Below are 18,322 nucleotides of genomic sequence, written 5' to 3'. Positions count from 1 at the left end.
TCAACTAACGCTCCTGCTGGTGAGTGGGGCTCGGGAAACTGCCGGTCTGACCGTTGCCGGCCTGACGGCCCTGCGCGATGCCCCGACGGAGATTGGTCAGCCGGCCGCGTACGTCGTCAGGCGCACGCGAGACCTGCGGACCGGGTTGGTGCTGTTGCTGCTGAGCCGTACCCGGGACGAGGTTCGCCCTGGGCACCCGGCGCGGAAGGCCGGAGGTGGTGACGCCGCCCGCGGCCGGCTGCCTGACCCGCTCGGCCTGCCGGACGAGTTCGTCGTTCGGCGAGGAACGCCAGGAGGCGTTGGCCGCGGGACGCTGAGGTGCTGCCGGTGTCTGCTGCTGCTGCTGCGGAGCCGGAGCCGCCGGGTCGCCCGCCTGCTGACCGTGGAACCAGTTGGTCTCCAGCGTGTCGTACAGCGGGGTGCGGCCGTCGCCGGGACCCGAGGCCGGGGGCAGAGCCCAACCGTCACCCGGTGCCCGTCCGTTGTCGGGCCGCTGCTGGGCGCCCCGGTTCTCCTGCTCCGGGCGTCCGGCGGGACGCGACGGGACCGGAGCCTGGGACGCGTTGCCGTAGCCACCCGCCTGCTGGGCGGGGAACTGGCCGGTGGCCGAGGGGTCCTGGCGGCCGGGCAGCGAGTGCTGGCCGGTCGAGGAGCCGTCGTAGCCGTTCGCGGCGAACTGGCCGGTGGAACCGTTGTCGTAGGCCTGCGGAGCGAACTGGTTCGGGGCCGCCTGGGCGTTCTGACCGCCCGCGGAACCGAAGACGTCGGACCGGGTGAAGCCGTCGTCCTGCTGACCGCCGTTGCCGGGGCGCGGGAACTGACCGGTGTCCTGGCGTCCGCCGAGCTCCGCCTGCGGGCTGCCCACGGCCGGGAACTGGCCCGTGCTCTGGACGCCGTTCACGACGGGGCGGCCGAAGTCGGCGGGGCCCGCCGGGCCCTGGCGCTCGTCGATCCGAGGGACGGCCGGTATCTCGGCGGTGGCGCCGGGACCCTGCCGGTCGTCGAAGCGCGGCATGCGGGACGTCTGGGCGACGTCCGGCTCCTCGTGACCGCGCGGCGCGTCCAGCGGGCTGCGCGGCACCGGCGGCTGGGCGTTCTCGTCGCCCCAGCTGGTGACGCGCGGCTGGGTGTTGCCGCCCGGCAGCTCGGCGCGCGGACCACCGCGCGGCGGCAGCTGCGGCTGACGGCCGCGGCCGCCCTGCTCCGCCTTGTTGCCCCGCTGCGCGGGACGTGCGCCGAACATGTCCGTGCCCTGCGAACCCGTACCGGCCGCCTGGAGACCCTGCGGCGCGCCGGGCGCCTGTCCGCCGCCGAAGCCCGCACCCGCCGGGGCCGGACGGCCCTGCTGCGGGGAGGCCGACGGCTGCTGCGGTCCGCGCGGCGGCTGGCCACCGGGGCGGCCACCGCCGTCCCGGCCGGGCAGCGCGGCCCGGGGACCCTGTCCCGCGGCGAGCCGGCCGCCGTTGCCGTTGCCGGCGCCGAGGGCACCGCCCTGCGAACCGTTCTGCGAGCCGTTCTGGCGACGCGCCGCCGCGGCGCCCGCGGCGGCCTGCGCGGCGGCGGGACCGCCCGCGACACCGGCCTGACCGGGCTTGGGCTGGGGCTTCTTGCCGCCCTGCGCGACGTCGACGGGCAGCATGACCAGCGCGGTCGTGCCACCGGAGTCGGAGGGGCGCAGCTGGATGCGGATGCCGTGCCGCTGGGACAGCCGGCCGACCACGAACAGACCCATGCGCCGGGAGACCGACACGTCCACGGTGGGCGGCGAGGCGAGCCGCTCGTTGATCGCCGCGAGGTCCTCGGGGGAGAGGCCGATACCGGTGTCGTGGATCTCGATCAGCACGCGCCCGTCGGGCAGCGCGTGACCGGTGACCTTGACCTTGGTCTGCGGGGAGGAGAACGAGGTGGCGTTCTCGAGCAGCTCGGCGAGGAGGTGCACGAGGTCGTTGACGACCCGGCCGGCCACTTCGGTGGTCGGCACGGAGGCCAGTTCGATGCGCTCGTACTGCTCCACCTCGGAGGCGGCGGCGCGCAGCACGTCGACCAGCGGCACCGGACGGGTCCAGCGGCGGCCGGGCTCCTCACCCGCGAGGACGAGGAGGTTCTCACCGTTACGGCGCATGCGGGTCGCGAGGTGGTCGAGCTTGAAGAGCGAGGACAGCTGGTCCGGGTCGGCCTCGCGGGACTCCAGTTCGGAGATGAGCGAGAGCTGACGCTGGATGAGGCCCTGGGAGCGGCGCGAGAGGTTGGTGAACATCGCGTTGACGTTGCCCCGCAGGAGGGCCTGCTCGGCGGCGAGGCGGACGGCCTCGCGGTGCACGTCGTCGAAGGCCGCGGCCACCTGGCCGATCTCGTCCCGGGAGTGCACACCGACCGACTCCACGGACGTGTCGACGTCCTGCGGGTCGGACTCTGACAGCTGCTTGACCAGCTCGGGCAGCCGGTCCTGGGCGACCTTGGTGGCGGTCTCCTGGAGGCGGCGCAGCGAACGGATCATGGACCGGGCGACGACGAAGGCGCCGACCAGCGAGACACCGAGCACGAGCAGGATGAGCGCACCGGAGATGATCGCCTCGCGCTCCGACTCGGCGCGCAGCTCACGTGCCTTCTGCTCCATGTCCTCGAGCAGCGTGAACTCGATGTTCTTCATCTGCTTGATCTTGGTGGAGCTGGCGTCGGTCCAGTCCCGGTAGGACTGCTTGTCCAGCGACTCCAGACCGTTGGCCGAGTTGAGGGCACGGTTGGCGTAGGTGTCGGCGTCCTCGATGACCGGGTTGCCCTGCTCGATCGGCGCCAGCAGGCTCTCGGCGCCGCTGTCGCCGTAGATGCTGCGGAAGATCGAGAGCTCGGAGGCCTGGTTCTCGAGCGCGGCCTCGGCGTACTGCCGGTCGTTCTCGGAGAGGTCGCCGTAGGTGGTGATGCCCACCGGCAGCGCCGCCGCGAGCACGGCGCGCTGGACGGAGGCGAACTCCTTGGCGGAGGAGAAGGCGGCCAGCGCACGCGTGCGCTGGATCATCTCCGGGTTGCTGGTGGCCTGCGCCATGTCCTGCGAGAGGTCCAGCAGACCGGTGATGAGGCGGTGGTAGGCCTCCACCGTCTGGGTGGAGTTGCCCTTCTCCGCGTAGGCCGTCGAACGGACCTTGGCGAGGCCCTGGAGGTCGCCCAGCAGGGCGACGAGGCTGTCGCGGACACCCTGGAGGTTGCCGTCCGTGGTGGCGCCGTCGATCTCCTCCGACGCGTCCTGGAAGGCGCTCAGCGCGCGGTCCGTGCTCTCGCGCAGACCCTTGATGCCGGGGTCGCTCGCCTTGCCGCCGTGCGACAGGGGGCCGGCCGAGAGGTCGCGCTCGTCCTGGAGCTGGACCGCGAGCTCGGTGGCCTGGTTGGTCATGTCCGTCAGCAGCTTCATGTTGTCGAGCTGCTGGATGTCGTCCATCGACTGGTTGATGCGCAGCGCGCCCAGCGTCGTGGCCGCGACCACGGGGAGCGTCAGCAGCGCGACCAGACGCGTGGAGATGCGCCAGTTGCGCAGCGCCACGCGCGGACCCGGACCCGTGGGACCGGCCGGTGGCTTGTTCGGAGCCGGGGGAGGAGAGCCCGCCGTCGTGGACGCGCCGGGGCGCCCGGGGCGCTCACCGCCGTCTCCGGACGGGGCCTGACCCGGGTTCTGGGCGTGCTGGGGCGAGGAGCCGACTGCCATCGGGCCAGTCCCGCCGTGCGGCTCCGGCTCGGCCGAAGCGCTGCCATCCCTCTTGAAACGTCCCTGCACTAGCGTCGCAACCTCTGGACCAGGCGCCCCTCCGGGTGAACGGAAGGACGGTGTCGGCGTGTTGAGGGGCGCCCTGAATTACGCCCCCCGGGTGGTCGTGAGTACCGGCGCTGGCTCCCCCTGATCTCGCCGCCACCGGGCGCTCTGGACGCCCTCTGCGCGCCGGCTCGATCCCGCGGCGGTCCGAGGAATTCCAGCACAGTGCAGAATCTCGAACAAGGCCCGTTGGCCAGGCTGTGACATCCGTGACACCACGTGAGGGTCGCGTCACGGGACGTAGAAAGTCTTCCCGCATAAGGCGGACATAAGGGTGTGAAGCGGTGGTCTCCGGAGGGTGTCCCAGTCGCCATGATCAGGAGCGGAATGAGGGCTTCAGGTACCTGATGTCCGTTTGATGTGGGTGTGACGAAGGCGAGAAATGACCGTTATGCCCATGGATTCGTGAGCAAACTCACACGCTGATCATGCGACCTTCACGCGTTCACCGGGAATCGCGTGTTTAGCCTGACGTTTTACAGGGATGGCATTTCCGACAACCCGCGTCCGCGCCCAGGTCCTTGGGGGCCTCCCCGGACGCCCGGACACGACAGGGTCGAGTACACCAGTGAAGACGACGACGATGTTCCACAAGATCGCCAACCCGCGGCGCACGACCCTGGCCCATCTCAAGGACGCCGACGACGTCCAGCTCCCGGAGCTGCTGGAGCACTCCCTGGAGCTCCCCGCCCAGACCGCCAACCCCAAGCGCACCGTCCTCATGGAGGCCCCGGTCGCCGCCTCCGTCGTGGAGTAGATCTTCACGCGGAGATACGGGCACCGGCCGCAGATTGCTCAAAGCGGCCACCACGGATGTCAAGGGCGTCCCCGGCCGGGGGCGCCCTTCCGCGTTAGCCTGGGACGTCACACTCCAGCCAGCTCAGTCAAGGGGCCAACCAACCCGTGCGCATCGCCAGGTTCTCCATCGACGGGAACGTCGCCTTCGGCGCGGTCGAGGGCGACCAGCCGGACGAGCTCGTCCTCGACATCATCAAGGGCATCCCGTTCACGGACTTCGAGCTCTCCGGCACCAAGGTGCCGCTGAGCAAGGTCCGGCTGCTCCCGCCCGTCCTGCCCAACAAGGTCGTGGCCTTCGGCCGCAACTACGCCGAGCACGCGCGTGAACTGGGCAACGAGGTGCCCGACGCCCCGTTCGCCTTCTTCAAGCCGTCCACCTCGGTGATCGGGCCGGGTGACGCCATCCAGTACCCGGCCTTCTCCTCGGAGGTCCACCACGAGGCGGAGCTCGCCGTCGTCATCGGGCGGCTGTGCCGCGAGGTGCCCCGCGAGCGCGTCGCGGACGTCGTCTTCGGCTACACCTGCGCGAACGACGTCACCGCACGCGACGTCCAGAAGCGGGAGAAGCAGTGGGCCCGGGCCAAGGGCTTCGACACCTCCTGCCCGCTGGGCCCCTGGGTGGAGACGGGCCTGGACCTCGAGACCGCCGGCGACCTCACCGTCCAGCTGACGGTCAACGGACAGCAGCGGCAGCTCGGCCGCACCAGCGAGATGATCCACTCGATCGAGGATCTGATCGTCAACATCTCCGAGGCCATGACGCTGCTCCCCGGCGACGTGATCCTCACGGGCACCCCGGCAGGGGTAGGCCCCCTGGCTGTCGGCGACGAGGTCGCCGTCACCATCGAAGGCATCGGCACTCTCACCAACAAGGTTGTCAAGCGTGGCTAGCGCACCCGGCTCCCCCTCCCCCAAGTCCTCGGCCCCACTCGGACAGGGGGTACCCCCACGCGTCCGTTTCTGCCCCTCGCCCACCGGCAACCCCCACGTGGGCCTGGTCCGCACCGCCCTGTTCAACTGGGCGTTCGCCAAGCATCACCAGGGCACCCTGGTCTTCCGCATCGAGGACACCGACGCCGCCCGTGACTCCGAGGAGTCCTACGAGCAGCTCCTGGACTCGCTGCGCTGGCTGGGCTTCGACTGGGACGAGGGCCCCGAGATCGGCGGCCCGCACGCGCCGTACCGCCAGTCGCAGCGCATGGACCTCTACGCCGACGTGGCCCGCAGGCTCCTCGAGGCCGGCCACGCCTACCACTGCTACTGCTCCCAGGAGGAGCTGGACACCCGCCGCGACGCCGCCCGCGCCGCCGGCCGGCCCTCCGGCTACGACGGCCACTGCCGCGACCTCACCGACGAGCAGGTGGCGCAGTACGAGGCCCAGGGCCGCACCCCGATCGTCCGCTTCCGGATGCCCGACGAGACGATCACCTTCACGGACCTGGTCCGCGGCGAGCTGACCTTCACCCCGGAGAACGTGCCGGACTTCGGCATCGTCCGCGCGAACGGCGCCCCGCTCTACACCCTGGTCAACCCGGTCGACGACGCGCTGATGGAGATCACGCACGTCCTGCGCGGCGAGGACCTGCTCTCCTCCACCCCGCGCCAGATCGCCCTGTACAAGGCGCTGATCGAGCTGGGCGTCGCCAAGGGGACCCCCGCCTTCGGCCATCTGCCGTACGTGATGGGCGAGGGCAACAAGAAGCTGTCCAAGCGCGACCCGGAGTCCTCGCTCAACCTCTACCGGGAGCGCGGCTTCCTCCCCGAGGGCCTGCTCAACTACCTCTCGCTCCTCGGCTGGTCGCTCTCGGCCGACCAGGACATCTTCACGATGGACGAGATGACCGCGGCCTTCGAGATCGCGGACGTCAACCCCAACCCGGCCCGCTTCGACCTCAAGAAGGCCGAGGCGATCAACGCCGACCACATCCGCCTGCTCGACGTGAAGGACTTCACCGAGCGCTGCGCCCCCTGGCTGAAGGCGCCCTTCGCCCCCTGGGCCCCGGAGGACTTCGACGAGGCGAAGTGGGCGGCGATCGCCCCGCACGCCCAGACCCGTCTGAAGGTGCTGTCGGAGATCACCGACAACGTCGACTTCCTCTTCCTCCCCGAGCCGGTCTCCGACGAGGCGAGCTGGGCCAAGGCCATGAAGGAGGGCAGCGACGCCCTGCTGGCCACGGCGCGGGAGAAGCTGGAGTCGGCCGACTGGACCTCGGCCGAGTCCCTGAAGGAGGCCGTCCTGGCCGCCGGCGAGGCCCACGGCCTCAAGCTCGGCAAGGCCCAGGCCCCCGTGCGGGTCGCGGTCACCGGCCGCACGGTCGGCCTGCCGCTCTTCGAGTCCCTGGAGATCCTGGGCAAGGAGAAGACGCTGGCCCGCGTCGACGCGGCGCTCGCCAGGCTCGCGGCGTAACGCCGTCACACGGCCGAGGGGCGGCTCCCGGACTCCGGGGGCCGCCCCTCGCACGTGCGCGGGCCCGGATCGGCGGATGTCCCCGTTCATGCGACGGCGGCCCCGCGATACCGTCGGGGCATGAGCATTCGTGCCGTGGTCTGGGACGTGGACGACACCCTCTTCGACTACACGACCGCCGATCGTGAGGGCATGCGGTCGTATCTCGCGGCCGAGGGGCTGCTCGACCGGTTCGGCACCGCCGAGGCGGGGCTCGCGCGGTGGCGCGAGGTCACCGACGAGCACTGGGCCCGGTTCTCGGCGGGCGGCATCACCTTCGAGGACCAGCGCCGCGACCGGGTGCGCGCGTTCCTCGCCCGCGAGATGACCGACGCGCAGGCCGACGACTGGCTGGGCCGCTACCACGCGCACTACGAGGCCGCCTGGTCGCTCTTCCCGGACGTCCTGCCCGTGCTGGACGCCCTCGCCGCCAGCCACCGGCACGCGGTGCTCTCCAACTCCAGCATCCACGTCCAGGACCACAAGCTGCGCGTCCTCGGCGTCCACGACCGCTTCGAGGCCATCCTGTGCGCCGCGGAACTCGGCGTCTCCAAGCCGGAGGCCGGCGCCTTCCTCGCGGCCTGCGAGGCCCTGTCGCTGGCCCCGCACCAGGTCGCCTACGTGGGCGACCATCCGGAGATCGACGGACGGGGCGCCGCCGACGCCGGACTGCTCTCGGTGTGGATCGACCGCCACGGTGCGGCCACCGTCGAGCTGCCGTCCGGACGCCACCGGATCGTCTCGCTCGCCGAACTGCCCGCCGTCCTCGGCCCCGATACCCGTTTTGGAGCCCGGTCCACCTTCGGGTAATGTTCTTCCTGCGCCGCCGAGGAGCGGGCCGAAAGGCCGGAAACCGGGGGAGCAACGCTAGAACAAGAACCCCCACGGGGATTGCGTTCCAGTGGCCTATGGTGTAATTGGCAGCACGACTGATTCTGGTTCAGTTAGTCTTGGTTCGAGTCCAGGTAGGCCAGCTCGCAGAGCTTATCTGCGCCTGTGGAGATCTACTCCACGAAGCCCCCGTTGTGTAGCGGCCTAGCACGCTGCCCTCTCAAGGCAGTAGCGCCGGTTCGAATCCGGTCGGGGGTACTGATCCTTCCCGCGAGGAGAGTCAGGGTAGCTCCCTCTCACCTCGATGCAGGATCGCTAGGGCCCCCGTTGTGTAGCGGCCTAGCACGCCGCCCTCTCAAGGCGGTAGCGCCGGTTCGAATCCGGTCGGGGGTACTGAACTGGTCTAAACCACTTTGGTCTATGGTGTAATTGGCAGCACGACTGATTCTGGTTCAGTTAGTCTTGGTTCGAGTCCAGGTAGACCAGCTCGGACCTGCGGAAACGCAGTGTCCAGGCCCCCGTTGTGTAGCGGCCTAGCACGCCGCCCTCTCAAGGCGGTAGCGCCGGTTCGAATCCGGTCGGGGGTACATCACCGGAAAGCCCCTCGCTTCGGCGGGGGGCTTTCCGCGTGTCCGGGCTCACTCGAAGCCGTACCGCCGCGCGGACTCCTCCTCCTGCGCCAGCCGGTGCAGCGCCTGGAGCATCGGGTCGACGAGGATCGCGCCCAGCACCGCCGTCTCGATCCGCTCCGCCTCCGACTCCCGGCGCTCCACGAAGTCCAGATCGAGCTCGGCCGCGCGGTGCATCAACCGGGCGTAGGGCAGCAGGAGTTCGGCGTCCCAGTCATGGCCGAGCCGCCGCAGCGCGGCCACTGCCACCACCAGGGAGCGGTAGGCGGGGGAGACGGTCGTCAGCAGCCGGGCGTTCGACCAGCCCAGGGCCCGCAGCAGTTCGTCCGTCTCCCGGCGGGCGGCGCGCACGTACTCGTCCTCGGCGTCCGGCTCCGGGACCTGCGGCAGCGCCCACAGGGCCGCGCCGAGCCGGATCGTGCGGCCCAGGGAGTCGTCGTCGACATGGCCGAGGACCTCGCGGACCGTGGTCACCGGCAGTCCGCCCACCTGGATCATCGCGCGCACCAGCCGCAGCCGGCGCAGATGCTCCGCGTCGTACTCGGCGGTCGTGGCGTTGATCTGGCGGCCGGGCGGCAGGAGCCCCTCGCGCAGGTAGTACTTGATCGTCGCGGTGGACACACCGCTCGCTCCGCTCAGTTCGGCCAGCCGCACGTCTTGCGCCCTTCGTTGGTCAGCGGCACTATCCAAGCATGTCTGCCACAGCCGCCCGAACCACCGCGGATGCCCGGGGGGACGTGGTCGTCCTGCTGATCGGGATGCGCGTCAACCACTTCTGGGCCGTGCACCAGTGGGTGCCGGTCATGCTCGCCATGTTCCGGATGCTGGCGGAGCTGAAGAAGGACCCGGGCCGCGGACTCCTCTCCCGGGTGCTGCTGACCGCGTCGCCGCGGACGTACTACGTCGTCCAGTACTGGGAGTCCGAGGAGAAGCTGTACGCGTACGCGAGCGCCCCGGACGCGTTCCACCGGGAGGCGTGGGCGAAGATCAACCGCCTGGAGAAGGGCGGGAAGGTACGCGGGCACGTGGGGATCTGGCACGAGACGTACGTCGTGCCGGAGGGGTCCTACGAGGCGATCTACGGGGACATGCCGGCCTTCGGCCTCGCCGCCGCGCACGGGCAGGTCCCGCTGGAGCGGCGGGGGAGGTACGCGAAGGACCGCTTCGCGCACCGGTCGACCACGACCTGAGGGGTCCACGACCTGAGGGGTCCATGACCCGAGCGGTCTGAGCGGTCCACGGCCCGAGCGGTCCTGGAAGCGGCCGGGCGGGACATCGGCGTACGGGAGAGGGCTGCCGCGGCGTTGAGGCCGCCCTCTCCCGTCGCCGGCGTCAGCCGGTGCGGCGCAGGGCCTCCGAGAGGCGGGCCGCCGCGTCGATGACCGCCTGGGCGTGCATACGGCCCGGGTGACGGGTCAGGCGTTCGATGGGGCCGGACACGGAGACCGCGGCCACCACACGGTTCGACGGGCCGCGCACGGGGGCCGACACGGACGCGACGCCCGGCTCGCGCTCCCCGATGGACTGGGCCCAGCCGCGGCGCCGTACGCCCGAGAGGGCCGTCGCCGTGAAGCGGGCGCCCTGGAGGCCGCGGTGCAGGCGCTCGGGCTCCTCCCAGGCCATCAGGATCTGGGCCGAGGAGCCGGCCTTCATCGTGAGCGTGGAACCGACCGGGACGGTGTCCCGAAGGCCGGACAGGCGTTCCGCCGCGGCCACGCAGATGCGCATGTCGCCCTGGCGGCGGTAGAGCTGGGCGCTCTCGCCCGTGATGTCGCGCAGATGCGTGAGCACCGGGCCGGCGGTGGCCAGCAGGCGGTCCTCGCCGGCGGCCGCGGCCAGCTCGGCGAGCCGGGGGCCGAGGATGAAACGGCCCTGCATGTCGCGCGCCACCATACGGTGGTGTTCCAAAGCCACGGCCAGCCGGTGGGCCGTGGGTCGTGCGAGTCCGGTGGCAGCGACCAAGCCTGCGAGGGTGGCCGGACCGGACTCCAGGGCGCTCAGGACAAGGGCTGCCTTGTCCAGGACGCCGACGCCGCTACTGTTGTCCATGCAACGATACTCCCGTCTCACTCTGTGAAACGCAAGTTCATTTTTCCGTGAGACGCGCAACCCTTGGACGCATGGTGGCCCGCGGACCGACGGGCCTGGCGGCCGGTGCCCGGGAACAGGGGCCCGAGGGCGTCGCCTCCACAAGATCTCTAGTTGGGCCGGTGCGTCATTGCCGGCCGGAGGGAAAGCGATGGGTAGGACACTCGCGGAGAAGGTCTGGGACGACCACGTCGTCCGGCGCGCCGAGGGCGAGCCCGACCTCCTCTTCATCGATCTGCACCTCCTGCACGAGGTGACCAGCCCGCAGGCCTTCGACGGACTGCGGCAGAACGGCCGCCCGGTGCGCCGTCTCGACCTCACCATCGCGACCGAGGACCACAACACCCCGACCCTCGACATCGACAAGCCGATCGCGGACCCGGTCTCGCGCGCCCAGCTGGAGACGCTGCGCAAGAACTGCGCCGAGTTCGGCGTGCGGCTGCACCCGCTCGGCGACGTCGAGCAGGGCGTCGTGCACGTCGTCGGCCCGCAGCTGGGTCTGACCCAGCCCGGCACCACCGTCGTCTGCGGCGACTCCCACACCTCCACGCACGGCGCCTTCGGCGCGCTGGCGTTCGGCATCGGCACCTCGCAGGTCGAGCACGTGCTGGCCACCCAGACCCTGCCGCTGGCCCGCCCGAAGACCATGGCGATCACGGTCGAGGGCGAGCTGCCCGAGGGTGTCACCGCCAAGGACCTGATCCTCGCGATCATCGCGAAGATCGGTACCGGCGGCGGCCAGGGCTACATCCTGGAGTACCGCGGCTCCGCCATCGAGAAGCTCTCGATGGAGGCCCGGATGACCATCTGCAACATGTCGATCGAGGCCGGCGCCCGCGCGGGCATGATCGCCCCCGACGAGACCACCTTCGCGTACATCAAGGGCCGTGACCACGCTCCCGAGGGCGCGGACTGGGACGCGGCGGTCGAGTACTGGAAGACGCTGCGGACGGACGAGGACGCCGAGTTCGACGCCGAGGTCGTCATCGACGGCGCCGCGCTGTCGCCGTTCGTCACCTGGGGCACCAACCCCGGTCAGGGCGCGCCGCTTTCGGCCGACGTCCCCGACCCGACCTCGTACGAAGACGCTTCGGAGCGCCTCGCCGCCGAAAAGGCCCTGGAGTACATGGGGTTGGAGGCCGGCCAGCCGCTGCGCTCCATCAACGTGGACACCGTCTTCGTAGGTTCCTGCACCAACGGCCGCATCGAGGACCTGCGGGCCGCCGCTGCCGTCGTCGAGGGCCGCAAAGTCGCCGACGGCGTGCGGATGCTGGTCGTCCCCGGCTCGGTGCGGGTCGGCCTCCAGGCCGTCTCCGAGGGCCTGGACGTCGTCTTCAAGGAGGCCGGCGCCGAGTGGCGGCACGCGGGCTGCTCGATGTGCCTCGGCATGAACCCCGACCAGCTGGCCCCGGGCGAGCGCTCCGCGTCCACCTCCAACCGCAACTTCGAGGGCCGGCAGGGCAAGGGCGGTCGTACGCACCTGGTGTCGCCGCAGGTCGCGGCCGCCACGGCCGTCCTGGGCCACCTGGCCTCCCCGGCCGACCTGTCCGACGCCGAGACCCGTACGCCCGCTGGAGTCTGATCAGTCATGGAAGCATTCACCTCGCACACCGGCCGGGCCGTCCCGCTGCGCCGCTCCAACGTCGACACCGACCAGATCATCCCTGCTCACTGGCTCAAGAAGGTCACGCGGGACGGGTTCGAGGACGGGCTGTTCGAGGCCTGGCGCAAGGACGCCGACTTCGTCCTCAACCGCCCCGAGCGGCAGGGCGCGAGCGTCCTGGTGGCCGGCCCCGACTTCGGTACCGGCTCCTCGCGCGAGCACGCCGTCTGGGCGCTCCAGAACTACGGCTTCAAGACCGTGATCTCCTCCCGCTTCGCCGACATCTTCCGGGGCAACTCGCTGAAGAACGGCCTGCTCACGGTGGTCCTGGAACAGAAGACCGTGGACGCGCTCTGGGAGCTCACGGAGAAGGACCCGCAGGCCGAGATCACGGTGGACCTCGAGGCGCGCGAGGTGCGGGCCGAGGGCATCACCGCCGCCTTCGAGCTGGACGAGAACTCCCGCTGGCGGCTGCTGAACGGGCTGGACGACATCTCCATCACCCTCCAGAACGAGGGCGACATCTCCGCCTACGAGGCCAAGCGCCCGTCGTACAAGCCGAGGACGCTCCAGGTCTGACCCCTCGGCCCGCAAGGGCCCGCACAGGTCGAATTCCGGCCACCGCGACACCCCCGCCGTACCCCCGATCGGTCCGATCGGGGGTACGGCTGTGTCTGCACCCGTTCGGCCCCGGGAGCCTCCACCGCTCCCCTCAACTTCCCACGTTAAAGGGGTTGTTGCCGGGGTACGCGTGCTGTGGGGACCCGGCCGCCGACAGTGCCGGGGCGCCCCGGCGAGGCGGCAGTTGCCCCCTGGGCGGGCGACAACTCGCCCCAGATGGCACAATCTGTGCATGGAACACGACGGCCAACTCGAGCTCTATACGGCGGTCGCGAACCAGCTCAAGGACGCGCACACAAGAGTGCGCGCACTGCAAGTCCCGGAGGGCGTACGGATGGCGCTGACCCGGAAGCTGCTGGTCATTACGGCCGCGGCCAAGCACGATCTCGCCGATGCGACAAGGCGTCTGGAGCGGTTCATTGCGGACCTCGACGAAGGGCGAATGCCCGAAGAGGAGCGTTGATCGTCTCGGAAGCAGCCGATTTCGTTGCGGCACAAGGGTGATTAGCCCGTTTCGTGTTTGATTTGCGGTATATATCTGCCTAACGTGCGAAAAAGCTTGAACAGTTTCGTTCCGGCTGATGTCTCCGAAGGGGAAGACGTGAACAAGGCGCAGCTCGTAGAAGCGATTGCCGACAAGGTGGGCGGCCGCCAGCAGGCCGCCGACGCGGTCGACGCGGTCCTGGACGCCATCGTCCGCGCGACCGTCGCCGGAGACCGGGTCTCGGTGACGGGCTTCGGCTCGTTCGAGAAGGTCGACCGGCCGGCCCGCTACGCCCGCAACCCCCAGACGGGCGAGCGGGTTCGGGTCAAGAAGACGTCCGTGCCGCGCTTCCGCGCCGGTCAGGGCTTCAAGGACCTGGTGAGCGGCTCGAAGAAGCTGCCGCGCGGCGGCGAGGTCTCGGTCAAGAAGGCGCCCAAGGGCAGCCTCTCCGGCCCGCCGGCCACCATCGCGAAGGCCGCGGGCAAGAAGGCCGCCACCAAGAAGGCCGCGACCGCCTCCAAGACCGCGGCGGCGAAGAAGACCACCGCGAAGAAGACCACCGCGGCCGCCAAGAAGACCACGGCGAAGAAGACCACGGCGACGGCCAAGAAGACCACCGCCCAGCCGAGCGCAGCCAAGAAGACGACGGCCACGAAGGCCACCGCGAAGAAGACGACGGCGAAGAAGGCCCCGGCCAAGAAGGCGACGGCCAAGTCGGCCCCCCGCGAAGTCGACAGCGCGCAAGACCACCGCCAAGAGGGCCACCGCCCGCAAGAAGTAACGGCACAGGGCACTCACGCGCCGGGCCGGACTCCCTCTCGGAGTCCGGCCCGCGGCCTGTCCGGCGCGGACCTCAGAACGTCTGGAGCGTCACCAGGGTGATCCGGGGGCTCTCCTTCGGCCCCTCCACCTCGATCCGCACCCGCTGCCCGGGGCGCAGCAGCCGCAGCCCGCCCGCGTCGAACGCCGCTTCGTCGAAGGGCACCGGTGTGCCGTCGTCCAGCAGCACCTGTCCGCTGCGCGTGCCGGGGTCGTACGTGTATGCGGTCGCCTGCATGGCGGCAGCCTACTGCCCCGGAATCAGCAGGTGCGCCGCCGCGACGGCCGTCCGGGGGCCCACCCCCAGGGACAGCGCCGCCCGCAGGTCCTCGCCGGTGTCCACGTCCTGGCGCACGGAATCCACCGCCCCCGGACGCAGTTCCACGGCCCCGGAGGCGCGGTGCCGCGCACGGGAATCCACGCCGAATGCGGGAAGCAATTCACGTCCCGCCGCCACCGACAGAAGTGTCGTGCCGATGCCGGCCGCGTCCGGGAGAAAAGCGCGGGGGAATTCCCCGGCCGCGTCCAGGACCCGGGCCAGTTCCCGCGGCCGCAGCGCCGGCAGATCCGCGTTGAGAGCGGCGAGCGGGGCTTCGGGGCGCACGGCGCGCACTGCGGCGGCGCCGTGGGCCAGGGCGGCGTTGAGGCCACCGCCCGGCTCGTCGGGGACGATCCGGGCACCCAGGGCCGCCAGGACGCGCCCGGCCAGCGCGTCGTCCGTGACGACTGCCACATCCCGGACCGCGGCGCAGGCCAGCGCGGCCGCCACGGTGTCCTCGGCGAAGGCGAGGGCGAGACCCGGGCGAAGCCCGTCGGTGGCGGTGTCCGCGAGCCTGCTCTTGGCCAGCGCCAAGGGCTTCAGGGGTATGACCAAGCTCCACTGCACCGGCGTACCGTCCCTCTCTCGTCGCGGCCATTGTCACCCGGCTCATCCGCCGGTCGGGCGGGCGGGCGTACGGTGTTCTCGACAGACCGGCGGCCCGGGGCGACACTTGTGCGGCCCCAGGCCCCGGAGCAGGCCTTGGGAAGTCCTAGAGGAAGGTGTCCGCGTGCCCCGCCGCAGAATCGGCTTCTGGTACCGCTTCGCTGCGGTCCTCTGCAAACCCTGGCTGGTGGTTCTGATCAAGCGGGACTGGCGCGGAATGGAACATATTCCGGCCGAGGGCGGCTTTATCACCGCGGTCAACCACAATTCGCATGTGGACCCCTTCGCGTATGCGCACTTCCAGTACAACAGCGGCCGGGTGCCGCGATTCCTCGCGAAGAGCGGGCTTTTCAAGGAGGGATTCGTCGGCGCCGCGATGCGCGGCACCGGACAGATCCCCGTCTACCGCGAGAGCACGGACGCGCTCAGTGCCTTCCGGGCCGCGATCGACGCCGTGGAGCGCGGCGAGTGCGTCGCGTTCTACCCCGAGGGCACCCTGACCCGTGACCCCGACGGCTGGCCGATGACCGCCAAGACCGGTGCCGCGCGCGTCGCCCTCCAGACCCGGTGCCCGGTGATCCCGGTCGCCCAGTGGGGCGCCAACGAACTGCTGCCGCCCTATGCGAAGAAGCCCGACCTGCTTCCGCGCAAGACCCACCACGTGCTCGCGGGCCCGCCCGTGGACCTCGACCGGTTCTACGGCCACGAGATGACCCCCGAGCTCCTGAAGGAGGCGACGGAGGTCATCATGGCCGCCGTCACCGGCCTGCTGGAGGAGATCCGCGGCGAGAAGGCGCCCGAGACGCCCTACGACCCGCGCCGCGAGCGGATCGAGCAGCGCCGCCGCACCCAGGCGGAGGCGGCCTCGGCGACCGCCGCCGGGAACGGCGCGGAGACCGACGGCGCACAGATCGACGGCGCGGAGTCCGGCCGTGCGCGGACCGGCCGCGCGAAGACCAGTCACGAGGGGGAGAGCGGCAAGTGAGCAAGTCCGTGAAGGCGGCCGTCTTCGGCACCGGATCATGGGGGACCGCCTTCGGTACGGTCCTCGCCGACGCGGGCTGCGAGGTGACGCTGTGGGCGCGCCGCCCCGAGCTCGCCGACGCGGTCAACTCCACCCGCACCAACCCCGACTACCTCCCCGGCGTCGAACTCCCGCGCAACCTGCGCGCGACCGCCGACGCGGCCGAGGCGGCCCGGGACGCCGACTTCACCGTCCTCGCGATCCCCTCGCAGACCCTGCGGGCCAACCTCGCCGAATGGACGCCGCTGCTCGCCCCCGGCACCGTCCTGGTGTCGCTGATGAAGGGCGTCGAGCTCGGTACGACCATGCGGATGAGCGAGGTCGTCGACGACGTCGCCAAGGTGGGCGCCGACCGGATCGCCGTCGTCACCGGGCCCAACCTGGCGAAGGAGATCGCCTCCCGGATGCCGGCCGCGGCCGTGGTCGCCTGCACCGACGAGGCCGTCGCCCGCAGACTCCAGGCCGCCTCCCACACGCCGTACTTCCGCCCGTACACCAACACCGACGTGGTCGGCTGCGAGCTGGGCGGCGCGGTGAAGAACGTGATCGGTCTCGCGGTGGGGATCGCCGACGGCATGGGCCTCGGCGACAACGCCAAGGGCTCCCTCATCACCCGCGGCCTCGCCGAGACCACCCGGCTGGGCCTGGCGATGGGCGCGGACCCGCTCACCTTCGCCGGACTCGCCGGCCTCGGGGACCTCGTGGCGACCTGCTCCTCGCCGCTCTCGCGCAACCACACCTTCGGCACCAACCTGGGCAAGGGCATGACCCTCCAGGAGACCATCGCGGTCACCCGCCAGACCGCCGAGGGCGTCAAGTCCTGCGAGTCGGTGCTGGATCTGGCCCGCCGGCACGGGGTCGACATGCCGATCACCGAGACGGTCGTCGGCATCGTCCACGAGGGCAAGCCCCCGGTGGTCGCGCTCAAGGAGCTGATGTCGCGCAGCGCGAAGCCCGAACGACGCTGAGCGAACCCGGCGGGTGGACGCTGACTCCCGGCTCCACCACCGGGTACTCTCAACCCGATATGAGCACCGAGAACCTCCCCCAGAGCCCTCAGCAGCCCCTCCGCAAGCCGCGGGTGGCGGTTGTCTTCGGCGGTCGCAGCTCCGAGCACGGGATCTCCGTGGTCACGGCCGGCGCGGTCCTGCGGGCCATCGACCGGACCAAGTACGAGGTCCTGCCGATCGGCATCACGCGAGAAGGACGCTGGTTCCTCACCGCCGACGAGCCCGAGCGCATGGCGATCACCGACCGCCGTACGCCCGACGTCGACGAACTCGCCGAGTCGCGGGACGGCGGCGTGGTGCTCCCGGTCGATCCCGCCAACCGTGAAGTCGTCTACTACGAGCCGGGTTCGGTGCCCAAGGCGCTGGGCGAGGTCGACGTCGTCTTCCCCGTCCTGCACGGCCCGTACGGCGAGGACGGCACCCTCCAGGGCCTGCTGGAGCTCTCCGGAGTCCCGTACGTCGGCGCGGGCGTGCTCGCCTCGGCCGTCGGCCAGGACAAGGAGTACATGAAGCGGGTGTTCACCTCCTTCGGGCTCAAGGTCGGCCCGTACGTGGTGATCCGGCCGCGCGAGTGGGCCCAGGACGAGGCGGCCGCCCGCAAGAAGATCGTCGACTTCGCGGGCGAGCACGGCTGGCCCCTCTTCGTGAAGCCCGCGCGCGCGGGTTCCTCCATCGGCATCACCAAGGTCGACGACCTGGCCGGGCTCGACGAGGCGATCGCCGAGGCCCAGCGCCACGACCCGAAGATCCTCGTCGAGGCGGCGCTGCGGGGCCGCGAGATCGAATGCGGGGTGCTGGAGTTCGAGGACGGTCCGCGCGCCTCCGTCCCGGCCGAGATCCCGCCGCCGGACACGCACGCCTACTACGACTTCGACGCGAAGTACATCGACTCGACCCCCGGGATCGTCCCGGCCCCGCTGACGCCCGAGGAGACGGCGGACGTGCGGCGCCTGGCGGTGGAGGCCTTCGACGCGGCGTCCTGCGAGGGCCTGGTCCGCGCCGACTTCTTCCTCACGGACGAGGGCGAGTTCGTCATCAACGAGATCAACACGATGCCCGGCTTCACCCCGATCTCGATGTACCCCAAGATGTGGCAGGAGACCGGGATCGGCTACCCCGAGCTGGTGGACCGCCTGATCCAGGCGGCCCTGCGCAGGTCCACCGGCCTGCGCTGAACCGCGGGTCCTCGCCGGTCCGGGTGCGGGCGGTCCGGAGTCGGTGGGGGACCGGTCCGGACGGACG

Annotated in this window: 16 protein-coding genes, 5 tRNA genes and 1 pseudogene; 17 read left to right on the top strand and 5 right to left on the bottom strand. The window is 71.0% G+C overall.

Features of this window, described 5'->3' with window-relative positions; all coding sequences use genetic code 11:
- Positions 1-4: 4 nt before the first annotated feature.
- The gene (locus Saso_RS33685) at positions 5-3,766 is read right to left on the bottom strand and encodes a sensor histidine kinase (protein ID WP_189926691.1); all 3,762 of its coding nucleotides are present in this window, start codon (positions 3,764-3,766) and stop codon (positions 5-7) included.
- Positions 3,767-4,370: 604 nt separating this feature from the next.
- On the opposite strand from Saso_RS33685, the gene Saso_RS33680 reads away from it, so the two are divergent.
- From Saso_RS33680 to Saso_RS33640, 9 genes are all read left to right on the top strand, one after another.
- Positions 4,371-4,559: a hypothetical protein gene (locus tag Saso_RS33680; protein WP_189926873.1), complete on the top strand. Its 189-nt coding sequence runs from the start codon at positions 4,371-4,373 to the stop codon at positions 4,557-4,559.
- 146 nt (positions 4,560-4,705) lie between these two features.
- Positions 4,706-5,491: a fumarylacetoacetate hydrolase family protein gene (locus Saso_RS33675; protein WP_189926689.1), complete on the top strand. Its 786-nt coding sequence runs from the start codon at positions 4,706-4,708 to the stop codon at positions 5,489-5,491.
- Positions 5,484-7,007, top strand: coding sequence for a glutamate--tRNA ligase (gene gltX / locus Saso_RS33670; protein WP_189926687.1), 1,524 nt, complete (start codon positions 5,484-5,486; stop codon positions 7,005-7,007). Before Saso_RS33675 ends, gltX begins: the two co-directional genes overlap by 8 nt.
- 120 nt (positions 7,008-7,127) lie before the next feature.
- The gene (locus tag Saso_RS33665) at positions 7,128-7,856 is read left to right on the top strand and encodes an HAD family hydrolase (RefSeq protein WP_189926685.1); all 729 of its coding nucleotides are present in this window, start codon (positions 7,128-7,130) and stop codon (positions 7,854-7,856) included.
- 92 nt (positions 7,857-7,948) lie between these two features.
- Positions 7,949-8,020 (top strand) — tRNA-Gln (locus Saso_RS33660).
- A gap of 42 nt (positions 8,021-8,062) precedes the next feature.
- A tRNA-Glu gene (locus Saso_RS33655) sits at positions 8,063-8,135 on the top strand.
- 62 nt (positions 8,136-8,197) lie between these two features.
- Positions 8,198-8,270 (top strand) — tRNA-Glu (locus Saso_RS33650).
- 21 nt (positions 8,271-8,291) lie between these two features.
- Positions 8,292-8,363, top strand: a tRNA-Gln gene (locus Saso_RS33645).
- A 28-nt stretch (positions 8,364-8,391) separates the two neighbouring features.
- Positions 8,392-8,464, top strand: a tRNA-Glu gene (locus tag Saso_RS33640).
- A gap of 51 nt (positions 8,465-8,515) precedes the next feature.
- On the opposite strand, the gene Saso_RS33635 is transcribed toward Saso_RS33640, so the two are convergent.
- Entirely contained in the window at positions 8,516-9,160 is a 645-nt protein-coding gene (locus tag Saso_RS33635) for a MerR family transcriptional regulator (RefSeq protein WP_189926683.1), read from the bottom strand.
- Positions 9,161-9,198: 38 nt separating this feature from the next.
- On the opposite strand from Saso_RS33635, the gene Saso_RS33630 reads away from it, so the two are divergent.
- Positions 9,199-9,696, top strand: coding sequence for a DUF4188 domain-containing protein (locus Saso_RS33630; protein WP_189926681.1), 498 nt, complete (start codon positions 9,199-9,201; stop codon positions 9,694-9,696).
- A 142-nt stretch (positions 9,697-9,838) separates the two neighbouring features.
- On the opposite strand, the gene ndgR is transcribed toward Saso_RS33630, so the two are convergent.
- Positions 9,839-10,555, bottom strand: a complete 717-nt coding sequence (ndgR, locus tag Saso_RS33625) for an IclR family transcriptional regulator NdgR (protein ID WP_007384919.1) — start codon at positions 10,553-10,555, stop codon at positions 9,839-9,841.
- Positions 10,556-10,745: 190 nt separating this feature from the next.
- Between ndgR and leuC the strand changes: the two genes are divergently transcribed.
- The 4 genes and pseudogenes from leuC to Saso_RS33605 all read left to right on the top strand — a co-directional run bounded on the left by leuC (position 10,746) and on the right by Saso_RS33605 (position 14,083).
- Positions 10,746-12,176 (top strand): 3-isopropylmalate dehydratase large subunit, encoded by a 1,431-nt coding sequence (leuC, locus tag Saso_RS33620; protein ID WP_189926679.1) that lies wholly within the window; start codon positions 10,746-10,748, stop codon positions 12,174-12,176.
- Positions 12,177-12,182: 6 nt separating this feature from the next.
- Positions 12,183-12,776, top strand: coding sequence for a 3-isopropylmalate dehydratase small subunit (leuD, locus tag Saso_RS33615; RefSeq protein ID WP_189926677.1), 594 nt, complete (start codon positions 12,183-12,185; stop codon positions 12,774-12,776).
- Positions 12,777-13,050: 274 nt separating this feature from the next.
- Positions 13,051-13,281: an SCO5555 family protein gene (locus tag Saso_RS33610; protein ID WP_189926675.1), complete on the top strand. Its 231-nt coding sequence runs from the start codon at positions 13,051-13,053 to the stop codon at positions 13,279-13,281.
- 138 nt (positions 13,282-13,419) lie between these two features.
- Positions 13,420-14,083: pseudogene (locus Saso_RS33605) on the top strand (HU family DNA-binding protein).
- A 72-nt stretch (positions 14,084-14,155) separates the two neighbouring features.
- Here the strand turns inward: Saso_RS33605 and Saso_RS33600 are convergent.
- Together Saso_RS33600 and cofC are read right to left on the bottom strand one after the other, a co-directional pair.
- Positions 14,156-14,359: a hypothetical protein gene (locus Saso_RS33600; RefSeq protein WP_189926671.1), complete on the bottom strand. Its 204-nt coding sequence runs from the start codon at positions 14,357-14,359 to the stop codon at positions 14,156-14,158.
- A gap of 9 nt (positions 14,360-14,368) precedes the next feature.
- Positions 14,369-15,007, bottom strand: coding sequence for a 2-phospho-L-lactate guanylyltransferase (cofC, locus tag Saso_RS33595; RefSeq protein ID WP_189926669.1), 639 nt, complete (start codon positions 15,005-15,007; stop codon positions 14,369-14,371).
- Positions 15,008-15,170: 163 nt separating this feature from the next.
- Between cofC and Saso_RS33590 the strand changes: the two genes are divergently transcribed.
- From Saso_RS33590 to Saso_RS33580, 3 genes are read left to right on the top strand one after another with little or no spacing between them, the layout of a single operon-like run.
- Complete coding sequence (locus tag Saso_RS33590) at positions 15,171-16,031, top strand: lysophospholipid acyltransferase family protein (RefSeq protein WP_189926668.1); 861 nt, start codon at positions 15,171-15,173, stop codon at positions 16,029-16,031.
- Positions 16,028-17,038, top strand: a complete 1,011-nt coding sequence (locus tag Saso_RS33585) for an NAD(P)H-dependent glycerol-3-phosphate dehydrogenase (protein ID WP_189926667.1) — start codon at positions 16,028-16,030, stop codon at positions 17,036-17,038. The genes Saso_RS33590 and Saso_RS33585 overlap by 4 nt, the downstream gene beginning before the upstream one ends.
- Before the next feature lie 59 nt (positions 17,039-17,097).
- Positions 17,098-18,255: a D-alanine--D-alanine ligase family protein gene (locus Saso_RS33580; protein WP_189926666.1), complete on the top strand. Its 1,158-nt coding sequence runs from the start codon at positions 17,098-17,100 to the stop codon at positions 18,253-18,255.
- Positions 18,256-18,322 lie beyond the last annotated feature (67 nt).

It is taken from the genome of Streptomyces asoensis, assembly GCF_016860545.1.
GTDB classification, from domain to species: Bacteria; Actinomycetota; Actinomycetes; order Streptomycetales; family Streptomycetaceae; genus Streptomyces; species Streptomyces asoensis.
The sequence above is the reverse complement of the archived record's forward strand: the minus strand, read 5'-3'. Positions and strand labels throughout refer to the sequence as shown.